This is a genomic window from Microbispora sp. ZYX-F-249 (genome assembly GCF_039649665.1).
In the GTDB taxonomy this organism is placed as follows: Bacteria; Actinomycetota; Actinomycetes; order Streptosporangiales; family Streptosporangiaceae; genus Microbispora; species Microbispora maris.
In genome coordinates this window covers 61218-74434 of record NZ_JBDJAW010000031.1, presented here as the reverse complement: position 1 = coordinate 74434, position 13217 = coordinate 61218, and the positions used below count along the sequence as shown (strand labels likewise).

Annotated in this window: 9 protein-coding genes; all 9 read left to right on the top strand. The window is 72.9% G+C overall.

Annotated features, from left to right (window positions below):
• Positions 1–151 precede the first annotated feature (151 nt).
• Positions 152–1318, top strand: a complete 1167-nt coding sequence (locus AAH991_RS29570; protein ID WP_346229202.1) for a sirohydrochlorin chelatase — start codon at positions 152–154, stop codon at positions 1316–1318.
• A 148-nt stretch (positions 1319–1466) separates the two neighbouring features.
• On the top strand, positions 1467–2552 hold the full coding sequence (gene cobT, locus AAH991_RS29565; protein ID WP_346229201.1) for a nicotinate-nucleotide--dimethylbenzimidazole phosphoribosyltransferase: 1086 nt from the start codon (positions 1467–1469) through the stop codon (positions 2550–2552).
• A gap of 127 nt (positions 2553–2679) precedes the next feature.
• Positions 2680–3912: a uroporphyrinogen-III C-methyltransferase gene (gene cobA, locus AAH991_RS29560; RefSeq protein WP_346229200.1), complete on the top strand. Its 1233-nt coding sequence runs from the start codon at positions 2680–2682 to the stop codon at positions 3910–3912.
• Positions 3909–6236: a dynamin family protein gene (locus tag AAH991_RS29555; protein WP_346229199.1), complete on the top strand. Its 2328-nt coding sequence runs from the start codon at positions 3909–3911 to the stop codon at positions 6234–6236. The genes cobA and AAH991_RS29555 overlap by 4 nt, the downstream gene beginning before the upstream one ends.
• A gap of 58 nt (positions 6237–6294) precedes the next feature.
• Positions 6295–7926: a GTPase gene (locus tag AAH991_RS29550; protein ID WP_346229198.1), complete on the top strand. Its 1632-nt coding sequence runs from the start codon at positions 6295–6297 to the stop codon at positions 7924–7926.
• 183 nt (positions 7927–8109) lie between these two features.
• The gene (locus tag AAH991_RS29545; RefSeq protein WP_346229197.1) at positions 8110–8931 is read left to right on the top strand and encodes a single-stranded DNA-binding protein; all 822 of its coding nucleotides are present in this window, start codon (positions 8110–8112) and stop codon (positions 8929–8931) included.
• A 674-nt stretch (positions 8932–9605) separates the two neighbouring features.
• Entirely contained in the window at positions 9606–10907 is a 1302-nt protein-coding gene (locus AAH991_RS29540) for a GGDEF domain-containing protein (protein ID WP_346229196.1), read from the top strand.
• A gap of 10 nt (positions 10908–10917) precedes the next feature.
• Positions 10918–12582, top strand: a complete 1665-nt coding sequence (gene ettA, locus AAH991_RS29535) for an energy-dependent translational throttle protein EttA (RefSeq protein WP_346229195.1) — start codon at positions 10918–10920, stop codon at positions 12580–12582.
• A 63-nt stretch (positions 12583–12645) separates the two neighbouring features.
• Positions 12646–13080: an acyl-CoA thioesterase gene (locus AAH991_RS29530; protein WP_346229194.1), complete on the top strand. Its 435-nt coding sequence runs from the start codon at positions 12646–12648 to the stop codon at positions 13078–13080.
• The last annotated feature ends 137 nt before the right edge of the window (positions 13081–13217 follow it).

Below are 13217 nucleotides of genomic sequence, written 5' to 3'. Positions count from 1 at the left end.
GCTATCCTCGCCAGCCGTGAGCCTCCCGCCGGCCGGCGAGCGCGCGTCCCGACGCGGGAGAGTCCGGCCCGGCGCGCCCGGGTGAACCGGCCCGGACGGCGAGCGGGAATTGTGAACGGACGCAGGTCAACTGCAAGGGGAGATCGACCAGATGAAACCGCCGCTGCTGCTCATCGGCCACGGCACTCACGATGAGACCGGGGTCGCCGAGTTCGGCAGGTTCGTTCACCGCCTCCGCTGCCGCCTCGACGGGCTTCCCGCCGAAGTGAGCGGCGGCTTCATCACGAACGCCCGCCCCCCGCTCGGCGACTCCATCGCCTCTCTCGTGGCCCGGGGGCACCACCATCTGATCGCGGTGCCGCTCAGCCTGACCGGCGACCGGCGCGCGCTCGGGGACATCCCCGGCACCATGGCCCTGGAGCAGGAGCGGCACCCGACGCTCGAATACGACCTCGGCCGCCCGCTCGGGCCCGACCCGCGCGTGCTCAAGCTGCTCGCGGAGAGGCTCGCCGACGCCCGCGCGGAGATGCCGCGGTTCGTGACCGACGAGCCGCCCGCCGAGATCGCGCCCGGCGAGACGGCGGTCGTCCTGGTCGGGCACGGCTCCACCGACCCCGCCGTCAACGCCGAGGTCCACCGGGTCTCGCGGCTGTTCTGGGAGACCCACGCCGCCGACCTGCTGACCGTCGAGACGGCCTACGTCTCGCACACCCGCCCCGGCGTGCCCGGCGGCCTGGAGCGCTGCCGCAGGCTCGGCGCCAAGCGCGTGATCGTCCTGCCGTACGTCCTGTTCGCCGGCGCGGTCCTCGAACGCATCTGGGCGCAGGCGCTGGCGTACGGCGCCAACCACGAGGGCCTCGACATCCGCTGCGCCGAGGTGATCGGCGACTGCGAGGGCCTCGCCGACGTGGTGATCGAGAGGTACGAGGAGGCGCTCGCCGGGGGCGGGCAGTCCTCGTCGCCGGCCGCGAGCCGCTCGTCCACGGTGCTGCCGCTGACCCGGCCGTTCCCCACGAGGCGCGCGGAGCCGGACGTGGGCCCGGCCGGCGAGGCCGACGCCGGCCTCGTCACCGCCATCGCCGCGCGCCTGACCATGGCCCGCGACACCGATCCCGAGCCGCTGGATCCGGAACAGTTCGACGTGGACGTCCTCGACATGGAGACGCTCGAGGCCGAGATGCCCGAACCGGAAGCGGAGGGCGAGATCGAGGCGGATAGCATGATCGGCGTGGCCGGCCGTGGCGAGGCGGGGGAGGAGCCCCGCGACGACGCGCCGGACGGGCCCCTCGCCCAGCCCGGAGTCGCCAGCGCCGTCTGACGCGCCCGCCGGTCCGGTTCCGGCGGCCGCCCGGCCGTACCCGGTGAGCAGGGGCCGGTGAGCAGAGGGCCGGTGAGCAGAGGGCCGGTGAGCAGGGGCCGGCATCGGGGCGCCGCGGCCGGACCAGGTGGCGACAGAAGGAGAGAGCATGACGTCCCTCGGCGAGACGATCGGCGCCATCCGCCCGGTCGAGCCCGGCCCCATGGCGGAGGCCAGGGCCCACCAGGACAGGCTCACCAAGCCGAGCGGCTCGCTCGGGGTCCTCGAGGACGTCGCGGTGCGGCTCGCGGGCATCGCCGGGACCTGCCCGCCGCCGCTCCCGTCCCCGGCCGCTCTGGCGATCTTCGCCGCCGACCACGGCGTGCACGCCCAGGGGGTGAGCCCCTGGCCGCAGGAGGTCACCGCGCAGATGGTGGCCAACTTCACCGCGGGAGGGGCCGTCGCCAACGTCTTCGCCGCCGAGGTGGGCGCGTCGGTGACGGTGGTGGACGTGGGAGTCGCGGCCGACCTGCCGCCCGCGCCCCGGCTGCTCGCCCGCAAGGTCGCGTACGGCACGGCCGACCTGTCGCAGGGGCCCGCGATGACGCCGGAGCAGGCCGGCGCAGCCCTGGCCGTCGGCATCGAGATCGCCGGGGACCTGGTGGGCGCGGGCGCGCGCTGCCTGGTCACCGGCGACATGGGCATCGCGAACACCACCGCGTCGGCCGCCCTGATCTGCGCGTTCACCGGCAGGCCCGCCGCCGGGGTCACCGGGCGGGGGACCGGCGTCGACGACGCCACCTACGAGCACAAGATCGAGATCGTACGGCGGGGCCTGCGGGTCAACGGGATCACCGAGGCGGGAGCCGTACCGGACGGACCGGACGCGGCGCTGCGCGTGCTCGCGGCGGTCGGCGGCCTGGAGCACGCGGCGATCGCCGGTTTCGTGCTCGGCGCCGCCGCGGCCCGGGTGCCCGTCATCCTGGACGGGGTGATCGCCGGGGCGGCGGCCCTGGTGGCCGGCGCGATCGCGCCCGACGCCATCGGCTACTGCCTGGCCGGGCACCGGTCGGCCGAGCCGGGCCACGCGGCGGCGCTGGCCCACCTGGGGCTCGACCCGCTCGTCGACCTGCGGCTGCGCCTCGGCGAGGGAACCGGCGGGCTGCTCGCCCACCCTCTGGTCAGCGCCGCGGCGCGGGTCATGCACGAGGTCGCCACCTTCGACTCCGCGGGCGTGACGGACAAGGGCGAGTGAGCCCCGGGGGCCCGCGGGGCGACCGACCTGTGGACGCACAAGTCTCAACCGGTGAATGTCGCCCGAGCCCAGCGGGTAGGTTTGCCTCCTAACAATGCACGCTTGACGCGATAGGGAGACTGGGGTCATGGCGCCCTACCTGCTCGGCCTCCGCCTCGACGGGCGGCGTGTTCTCGTGGTCGGCGGCGGACGCGTCGCACAGCGGCGGATCCCCGCACTGCTCGACGCCGGAGCCTCCGTCACCCTGATCTCGCCCACCGTCACCCCGGCATTGGACGACCTCATCGCCACCGGGCGGGTGATCTGGGAACGGCGGCCGTACCAGGTCGGCGACTGCGACGGCGCCTGGCTCGTGCACGCCTGCACCGACCACCGCGACGTCAACACCGCGGTCGCCGCCGAGGCCGAGGCCAAGCGCATCTGGTGCGTCCGGGCCGACGACAAGGACGCCTCGGCGGCCTGGACCCCCGCCAGCGGGCGGGTGGACGAGGTCGGCGTCGCGGTCACCGCCGGCGGCGACCCCCGCCGCGCGGCCGGCATCCGCGACGCGATCGTCGGCGCGCTGCGCGACGGCACCGTGGACGCCAGGCGGCACCGCACCAAGCCGGTCGGCGTCGCGCTGGTGGGCGGCGGTCCCGGCGACCCCGGCCTGATCACCGTGCGGGGACGCCAGCTTCTGGCCCAGGCCGACGTGGTCGTGGCCGACCGCCTCGCGCCGCGCGCGCTCCTGGACGAGCTGTCGCCCGACGTCGAGCTGATCGACGCGGCGAAGGTGCCGTACGGCCGGTCGCTGTCCCAGGAGAAGATCAACGAACTGCTCGTCGAGCACGCCCGCGCGGGCAAGTTCGTCGTGCGGCTGAAGGGCGGCGACCCGTTCGTCTTCGGCCGCGGCGGCGAGGAGATGATCGCCTGTGCCCGGGCGGGCATCCCGGTGACCGTGGTGCCCGGAATCACCAGCGCGGTCGCGGTGCCGGGGGCCGCCGGGGTCCCGGTCACCCACCGCGGGGTGAGCCAGGAGTTCCATGTCATCTCCGTGCACGTGGCACCCGGCGACCCCAGGTCCACCGTCGACTGGCCCGGATTGGCGCGATCGAGCGGAACCCTGATACTTCTCATGGCGGTCGAACGGATCAAGGAGATCGCCGAAACGCTGGTTCGAGACGGACGTTCACCGGAAACTCCCGTGATGGTGGTACAGGACGGTACTCTTCCGACCCAGCGATCCGTTGCCGCCACCTTGTCGACCGTGGCGGAACGGGTGACCGCGGCCGGAGTGCGGCCTCCGGCGATCGTGATCGTCGGCGAGGTCGTCAAGGTCGGCCAGGAGATCGAAATGGTGCGAGCGGAGCGGGTCCCGTGAGATCGGCAGCCAGGAACACGCCCGACCACGGGACCGGTGCGGGTTCCGGCGACGCCGTTACCGAGGAGCCGGACATCGAGGAGCACCCGGAGTCGCCGGGGGAGCGGACCGTCGCGTTCCGCCCGATCCGCGACGACGAGCCCGATCCGGAGCTTCCTTCGCGCCCCTCGGACTCGCGCGGGCCGCTGCCCGCACCGTCCGCACCCGCACCGTCCGCACCCGCACCGTCCGAGCCCGCCGTGGAGATCGCGCAGGAGACCGTTCCGGACTCCTCCGGGGAGGAGGACGACCGCGCCCCCGAGGTGGACGACGGCCTCGAACGGCCCGCCGACCCCGGCACGGTCCCGCACGACGCGGTCCCGGACGGCGCGGCCCCGGACGGCACTGTTGTGAACGACACGGCCGACGACGACGCCGGGGACGGCGCCGCGGGGGACGCGCCCGAAGGCTCCTCCGCGGACGCGGAGGCCGGCGGGCAGGAGCCCGGCGGGCAGGAAGCCGGCGGGCAGGAAGCCGGCGGGCAGGAAGCCGGCGGGCCGGAGGGCGGCGGGCCGGAGGGCGGCGACGGCGAACAGGACGCCGAGGACGTCACCGACGCGGAGACCGCGGAGGAGGAGGACGGGTCCGGCGACGACCGGGTCCGCTCGTTCCCGATGCCGGAGCCGGTCTCCGCGGCGTTGACCGAGGCGCTCAACCAGCTCCGTACGGCGGTGAAGGGCCTGCACTTCGGTCTCGACGTGCCGGGCTCCCAGGAGGCGCGCAAGGCGCAGGCGGCGGTCCTGGCGCAGCTCGACGACTACGTCATCCCGCGCGTCCACATGAGCACCGCGCCCGCGCTGATCGTCGTGGCCGGTTCGACGGGGGCGGGCAAGTCCACCATCGTCAACTCGCTCGCCGGGCGGAAGGTCTCGGCCACGGGCGTGCGCCGCCCGACGACGGCGACGCCGGTGCTCGCCTGTCACCCCGACGACCACGAGTGGTACGCCAGGGGAGACCTCCTCGGCGACCTGCACAGGCTCGACGAACCCAGGCGGGACGCCCCGCCCGGCAGCGTGGTGCTGACGTCGAGCCCGTCCCTGCCCCGGGGACTCGCGTTGCTCGACACACCCGACATCGACTCGGTCGTCGAGGAGCACCACGAGATCGCGCATCGCATGCTGGACGCCGCCGACCTGTGGGTGTTCGTCACCACGGCGTCCCGGTACGCCGACGCGCCGTCCTGGGGTCTGCTGCGCCGGGCCAAGGAACGCGGGGCGCGCCTGGTCATCGTGCTGTCCCGCGTGCCGCCGAAGTCCCGCGACGTCGTCGTCAAGCACTTCGGGCGCATGCTGAAGGAGTACGGCCTGGGCGAGGTCGAGTGCTTCGTCATCAACGAGACGGCCGTACGGGAGGGGCGGCTGCCCGAGATCGAGATCGCCGACCTGCGCATGTGGCTGTCCGCGCTGTCCGTCGACGACGAGCGGCGGGAGGCGGCGGTCAAGACCACGCTGAACGGCGTGCTGAACAGCTTCCGCACCCGGCTGCCCGCCCTCGCCCGGCACCTGGAGACCCAGGTCGCCCTGCGCGCCGACCTGCGCTCCGACGTCGACGCGGCGTACATGGGGGTCCTGGCGGGGATCGACGAGGCGACCAGGGACGGCTCGCTGCTGCGCGGGGAGGTGCTCGCGCGGTGGCAGGACTTCGCCGGCTCCGGCGACCTCATGCGCACCCTGCAGTTGCGGCGCGGGGGCAAGGGCCACCAGCAGGGTCCGGAGCGCGTGCGCGGGCTGCGGACCGCCCTGCGGAGCGGCCTCGAAGCGCTGGTCAACACGGCCGTCCAGCAGGCCGCCGAGGAGGTCGTGGCGCGGTGGCGGCAGCGGGCGGGCGCGGGCGACCGGCTGGCCGCGACTCCGGGGCTCGGCCGCCCGTCGGAGGAGATCGGACGCAGGATCACCAGGACCATCACCGCCTGGCAGGACCACGTCACCGAACTGATCCGCACCGAGGGCGTGACCAAGCGGTCGGTGGCCAAGCTGATCTCGTTCGACGTGGAGTCGCTCTCGCTGATCTTCATGATCGGCCTGCTCGGCTACGGCGCCACGGACGCCCCGGCGGGCGCCGCCGCCGGCGCGCTGCCCCAGCGACTGCTGCGCGGCCTGCTCGGCGCGGAGTCGCTGCGCAACATCAGCGCCAAGGCCCGCAGCGACCTGCGCGCCCGCGTCGGCCTGCTCTTCGACGAGGAGACGCTCCGGTACGTCGACGCGCTCGACAGCGCCGGGATCCCGGACGAGGCCGCGGCGACGCGGCTGTACCAGGCAACGTACAACCTCGAGGTCGCACGATGACGGAGCCGATCCGGCGGCTCACACCCGAGTACGCCCCCGGCACCACGGTGAGGAATCCATGACGGCTCTCAGCACCGCCGAAACGCAGCACGGGCTCGGCTCCAGGCTCGCCGCCCTGGCCAAGATCGTCGAGCTGGGACAGGGACGGCTCGACCCGGCGCTGCTCACGGAGGCGGCCCAGCTCCTGCTGCGCGCGGGCGACCGGCTCAAGCTGTCGTCCGACCACACGGTCGTCGCGCTCGCGGGCGGCACGGGCAGCGGGAAGTCGTCCCTGTTCAACGCCGTCTCCGGGCTGGAGCTGTCGCCCATCGGCGTACGCCGGCCCACCACCGCGCGCACCCACGCCTGCGTGTGGGGCATCGACGGCGCGGGCCCGCTGCTCGACTGGCTGCAGATCCAGTGGCGGCACCGGTTCGCCCGCGCCAGCGCCCTCGACAAGGGCGAGAGCCAGCTGCACGGGCTGATCCTGCTCGACCTGCCCGACCACGACTCGATCCGCGCGCTCACCGATCACGAGGCCCACCGGCTGATCCAGGTGGCCGACCTCATCGTCTGGGTGCTCGACCCGCAGAAGTACGCCGACGCCTCGGTGCACCGGCGCTACGTGACCGAGCTGACCGGGCACGACGCGGTGACGGTCTTCGTGCTGAACCAGTCCGACCGGCTCACCCCCGAGGAGCAGGCGGAGTGCGTGACCGACCTGGAAGAGCTTCTCCGGCGTGAGGGAGTGGCCCGCCCCCGCGTGGTCGCGACGTCCGCCACCACAGGCAAGGGCGTGGACAGCCTGAAGGCCGTCCTGGCCGAGTCCGTGGCCGCCCGGCGGGCGGCCTACCAGCGCCTCGAAGCCGATCTCGACCGGCTCGTGCAGCGGCTGGTGAAGGACATGCCGGAGTTGCTGCGGGCGGAGCCCACGGTGGACGGAGCGCGGCGTGCCGGGCTGGTCGACGCGCTGTGCGACGCGATCGGCGTCTCCGCCCTGGGTGAGGCCCTCGAGAACGTGCACGCCGTCCGCTCGGCCGACTGGGTCGGCTGGCCGTACGCGCGCTGGGCGGCCCGGCTGCGGCCCGACCCGCTCAAGAGCCTGCGTCTCGGTGCGGTGAAGGACGACATCCGCGGCCTGGTCGCGAGCTCGGTCACCGCCCAGCCCGCCGAGGTCGACAACGCGGTGCAGGCGCTCGCCGACGGGCTGACGGCCGGCATGCCCGAGGTATGGCGCGACGGGGTGCGCGAGGCCGCCCGCTCGCGGGTGGACGAGCTTCCCGAGGCGCTGTCGAACGATCTGGCGGAGGTGGCTCCGCCGCTCGACCGGGTGCCCGCGTGGTGGTGGCTGCTGAAGATCTGGCAGTACCTCCTGGTGGTCATGTTCGTCGCGAGCCTCGCCTGGGCGGGCGCGATCCTCGCGTACGGCGTGTTCAAGGCGGGCCGTCCGCCCGCCGAGGTCCTCGGCGACGTGGGCGTGCTGCCCTGGGTGGGGCTGATGATGATCAGCGTCCTCGGGCTCGGGCTGTTCTCGGCCATGGCGAGCAGGAACTTCGTGGTGCTCGCGGCGGGCAAGGAACGCGACCGGCTGGAGGGCGACATGAGGCGCCGGGTGGGCGTCCTGGCGCAGGACATGGTCGTCCAGCCGGTGGAGCGCGAGCTGGACCGGTACAACGAGTTTTTCGGCGCGATGGCGGCCACCCGGCGCTGACGCGCGACGCCGCGGAGGCGGCCGTCCGCATGGGGCCGCCGTCCCGCATGCCGTCGTGCACAGGCTGTCGTCCACAGGTGCCGCGTCATCCACAGAATGCGGTTCTGGCCGGTGGGGCGGTGACGTCCCCGGCCAATGTGGTCACCCGAGCCCGGCGAGTGACCGGGCCGGGGAGGCACATCGATGAACGACATCTACGTCACGCTGAGCGGGAACGTCACCGACGACCCCCGGCAGTACCAGTTCCGCGACGGCTCTCGCGTGACCTCGATGCGGATGGCCGTCAACAGGCGCGTCCTCGACCAGCAGACCAACACCTGGCAGACCAGGGACACCACCTACTACACCGTGCGCTGTTACCGGGGACTGGCGGACAACGTCCAGCAGTCGGTCCGCAAGGGCCACCCGGTCGTGGTGTACGGCAAGCTGCGCATCAAGCAGTTCGAGCGCGACGGCGAGCAGCGGTTCTGGGCGGAGATCGAGGCCGGCTCCGTGGGCCATGACCTGAAGTGGGGCATCGCCACGTTCGAGAAGCCGATCCGGGCCTACTCGGCGGGCGCGCCGAGCGACGGCGAGCGTCAGGCGATGGAGGACGCGACGCGCGAGTGGGAGCTCACCGGCACCGCCGTCCTCGGCGGGGGAGTCGCCGCCGACGGAGGTGGTGACGAGGCCTTCGACGCCCTCGTCGGCGAGCGAGGCACGGACGACGGGGCCCTGCGGGCCGCCGCAGCGGGGGAGACCGCCGGCGCCCGCGACGTCTGGCGGGCCGGCGACACGGGACGTACCGCCGGGCCGAAGGAGACCGACGCGGGCGACGCACCGGAGGCGACGGCGGCCACGTCCGGCCCGGGCGACGCGTCCGCCTCGGGTGACGTGTCGGGCCCGGGTGACGTGTCGGGCCCGGGTGACGCGTCTGATCCGGATGACCCGTCTGATCCGGAGACCGTGGAGAGCGACCACCAGAGCGGCGAGGACGCCTGGCTCCCACGCGCACTCGCCGCCTGACAGCGCCGTCGCCCCGCGCCGGAAAGGCCCGCGACATCGGGCGCGGCTGCGCGGCAGGCGGTTGCGGGCGAGGTGCTTCCGCGATCGGAAGACACGCCGACGGCCCTCCCGCCGGGCAGCGCTCCTTGCCTTTCGCTACCGAGGGGCGCGGTACGCGCTGTCCGGTGCACGCGCGGTCATGGGACGGCGCGGGGCGCACGTGGGCCGGCGTGCGGGAGGCGCAGTGGGACGGTGTGCGGGAGCGCACATGCGGGCCATGGGCGCCACGTGGGCCGGCGTGCGGGAGCGCACGTGGGACGGCGTGCGGGAGCGCACGTGGGACGGCGTGCGGGAGCGTACTTGGGACGGCGTGCGGGAGGGCGCATGCGGGCCATGGGCGCCACGTGGGCCGGCTTCGCAGGGCCCGGTCAGGTCCAGATGACGCCTCGCACCATGGCTGCTCCTTCCGGCGGTGGCCCGCTTTCGCTCTCTTCCCCCCGCACCCGTCGTGCCCGTCCGCTCGGGGCCGCGGGAGTCCGCGGGCAAACCGCCGCAGATGCTCCCTTAGCCCATCAGAAGCAGATGGCCACCGTGCCAAGGTAGCGGTTCCCGTCGCGCTTCGCACACTCCGCAATTATTGTGTTACTCATCGTGAGATGGAGCTTCGGCTACGGGTTCGGCTACTGGGGGGCGGGATGACGGTGACCGGTCAGACCTCGGCCAGGCCGCGAAGCGCGATCTGCTCGCGAAGTCGCTGGCCGCTGCTGGCCCAGCCGCCCGCACTCGTGTCCTACGTGTGCGCGATCGTGGCGTTCGACGCGGTCCTGATCGCCGTGCTGGCGAGGTCCACCGCGTTCCACGCCCCTCACCTGGTGATGTTCGCGGCGCTCACCGCGTGCGGTGCGGTGTGCATCGAGGCGACCCGCCGTCTCGGCATGCCGGCCGGTGTGTCCCGCGACCTGCTGTCCGCCTGGTGGTTGCCGGTGGCGTTCCTGCTTCCGCCGGTCTACGCCCTGCTCGCGCCCATACCGATGCAGATCCTGCTGCAGCTCAGGGTCCGGGCGACGGTGCTGTACCGCCGCGTGTTCAGCGCCGCGGCGATCGGGCTCGCGGCGGCCTCCGCCTCGGCGGTCTTCCATCGCTCGATCCCGGTTCCCTCGCACCTGTCGTCGGGGGAGGGCGGGCCGATCGCGGTCGCGGCGGCCTGCGCGGTGCTGTTCACGGTGCTCAACACCGCGCTGATCGCGGTCGCGGCGCACGCGTCGGACCCCGAAGGCCGCTGGGGCGAGGTCCTGTGGGACCGCGAACGCGTCCTCCTCGACGCGGTCGAGCTCTGCCTCGGCGTGCTCGTCGCGGCCGTCTGCGGGCTCAACCTGGCACTGCTGCTGCTCGTGCTGCCGCCCGTCGTGCTGCTCCAGCGGAGCCTGCTGCACGCGCAGTTGCAGGCCGCGGCCCGTACGGACCCGAAGACGGGCCTGCTGAACGCGGCCGCCTGGCAGCGGGAGGCGGACACGGAGATCGTCAGGGCCCAGCGGACCGGGGACACCCTCGCGCTGGTCCTGGTGGACATCGACCACTTCAAGAAGGTCAACGACACCTATGGCCACCTGGTCGGCGACCAGGTCCTCGCCCAGGTGGCGGCCACCCTCCGCACCCAGCTGCGCGAGTACGACGTGGTCGGGCGGTTCGGCGGCGAGGAGTTCGTCGTGCTGCTGCCGGGCGCCGACGTGCACGAGGCGCGGAGGGTGGCCGAGCGGCTGCGCGCCCGGGTGGGCCGGATGGTGGTCCCCGCCGAGCAGGCGACGGTCACGGTCACGGTCTCCGCCGGGGTGGCCATCATGAACGTGCACGGTGAGGATCTCATCGAGTTGCTGGCCGCCGCCGACCTCGCCCTCTACCGCGCCAAGGAGCTCGGCAGGGACAGGGTCTGCCTCCCCGCCGCCCCCGTGGCCCCGCCTCCCCGCAGCGCGGACGGCGCTGCCGGTGCTATCCCCTAGGCTTGACGGTATGCCGGAGTACATCTACACGTTGCAGCGCGTGCGCAAGGCGCACGGTGACAAGGTGGTCCTCGACGACGTCACGCTGTCGTTCCTGCCGGGGGCCAAGATCGGCGTCCTGGGCCCGAACGGCACGGGCAAGTCGACGCTGCTCAAGATGATGGCGGGGCTGGAGCAGCCGTCCAACGGCGAGGCCCGGCTGATGCCCGGCTTCACGGTCGGCATCCTGCTGCAGGAGCCGTCGCTCAACGAGTCGAAGACCGTGCTCGGAAACGTCGAGGAGGGCGTCGCCGAGACCAAGGCGATGCTCGACCGGTTCAACGAAATCGCCGAGCAGATGGCCACCGACTACAGCGACGAGCTGCTGGAGGAGATGGGCCGCCTGCAGGACGCGCTCGACCACCGCAACGCGTGGGACCTCGACAGCCAGCTCGAGCAGGCCATGGACGCGCTGCGCTGTCCGCCGCCCGACGCCGAGGTGACCAAGCTCAGCGGTGGCGAGCGACGCCGGGTCGCCCTGTGCAAGCTGCTGCTGGAGCAGCCCGATCTGCTGCTGCTCGACGAGCCCACCAACCACCTCGACGCCGAGAGCGTCCAGTGGCTGGAGCAGCACCTGGAGAAGTACCCCGGCACCGTCCTCGCCGTCACCCACGACCGCTACTTCCTGGACAACGTCGCGAACTGGATCCTGGAGCTGGACCGCGGCCGCTGCTACCCCTACGAGGGCAACTACTCCACCTACCTGGAGGCCAAGGCCGCGCGTCTGAAGGTTGAGGGTCAAAAGGACATCAAGCGCAAGAAGCGCCTGGAGGAGGAGCTGCAGTGGGTGCGCTCCAACGCGCGCGCCCGCCAGACCAAGAGCCGCGCCCGTCTCCAGCGTTACGAGGAGATGGCCGCCGAGGCCGACAAGTACCGCAAGCTCGACTTCGAGGAGATCCAGATCCCGCCGGGCCCCCGCCTGGGCACGACGGTCATCCGGGCCGAGAAGCTGAGCAAGGGCTTCGGCGACCGGCTGCTCATGGACGAGCTGTCCTTCGACCTGCCGCGCAACGGCATCGTCGGCATCATCGGCCCGAACGGCGTCGGCAAGACCACGCTGTTCCGGATGATCACCGGGGGTGAGACTCCGGACACCGGGTCCATCACGGTCGGCGAGACCGTCAAGATCTCCTACGTGGACCAGGGCAGGGCCGGCATCGACCCGAACAAGAACGTCTGGCAGGTCGTCTCCGACGGCCTCGACCACATCAAGGTCGGCAACGTCGAAATGCCCTCGCGGGCGTACGTCGCGGCGTTCGGTTTCAAGGGCCCCGACCAGCAGAAGCTCGCGGGCGTCCTGTCCGGGGGCGAGCGCAACCGGCTCAACCTCGCGCTCACCCTCAAGCAGGGCGGCAACGTGCTGCTCTTGGACGAGCCCACCAACGACCTCGACACCGAGACGCTGTCCAGCCTGGAGAACGCGCTGCTCGACTTCCCGGGCTGCGCCGTGATCACCTCGCACGACCGGTGGTTCCTCGACCGCATCGCCACCCACATCCTGGCGTGGGAAGAGGGCTCGAACTGGTTCTGGTTCGAGGGCAACTTCGCCGACTACGAGAAGAACAAGGTCGAGCGGCTGGGCGCGGATGCCGCCCGCCCGCACCGCGTCACCTACCGCAAGCTCACCCGCGACTGATCGGACCAACGGCCCGCGTCCCCCGCCACCGGGCGGGGGACGGGCGCCCGTTAGGTTTGACCGGTGACCGAGCTGCGTGACCTCCCGGATCAGATGACCCGCTACGTTTTCGAGCGCAAGGTGCGCTTCGCCGACATCGACAGCTTGGGACACGTCAACAACGTCCGCTTCTTCGACTACCTCGAGGACGCGCGGGTGTCCATGCTGTGGGACCGGCCGCGCGAGGACGCCGGTCGCCGTCAGGACCTCGTGGTGGCCCGGCACGAGATCGACTACCGTCGGCCCCTGACCTTCCGCACCGACCCGGTACGTGTCGAGGTGTGGGTGACCGAGATCTCCAGGGTCCGCTTCACCCTTGCGTACGAGATCCGCGACGACGAGACGCTCTACGTCGAGGCGCGCACGATCATGGTCGCCTACGACGCCGGGGCCGCCCGTCCCCGCAGGCTCGACGAGGACGAACTCGCCTACCTCAAGCGGTTCTCCTTCCCGTCCTGAGGCCGGCGCCCCCATCGCCGGTCACGCGCCGGGACGGGACGGGGCACCGGCGCGTCCCGTGCACGGCGTCCGGCATCGGAACGGCCGGCGACCGGCCGCGACGGCGAGGGCCCGCGGCCGGCCCCGGGGACATGGCG

Coding starts and splice junctions, on each gene's coding strand:
- cobT (WP_346229201.1), top strand. CDS start 1,467: ATGACGTCCCTCGGCGAGACGATCGGCGCCATCCGCCCGGTCGAGCCC.
- cobA (WP_346229200.1), top strand. CDS start 2,680: ATGGCGCCCTACCTGCTCGGCCTCCGCCTCGACGGGCGGCGTGTTCTC.
- AAH991_RS29540 (WP_346229196.1), top strand. CDS start 9,606: ATGACGGTGACCGGTCAGACCTCGGCCAGGCCGCGAAGCGCGATCTGC.
- ettA (WP_346229195.1), top strand. CDS start 10,918: ATGCCGGAGTACATCTACACGTTGCAGCGCGTGCGCAAGGCGCACGGT.
- AAH991_RS29550 (WP_346229198.1), top strand. CDS start 6,295: ATGACGGCTCTCAGCACCGCCGAAACGCAGCACGGGCTCGGCTCCAGG.
- AAH991_RS29545 (WP_346229197.1), top strand. CDS start 8,110: ATGAACGACATCTACGTCACGCTGAGCGGGAACGTCACCGACGACCCC.
- AAH991_RS29570 (WP_346229202.1), top strand. CDS start 152: ATGAAACCGCCGCTGCTGCTCATCGGCCACGGCACTCACGATGAGACC.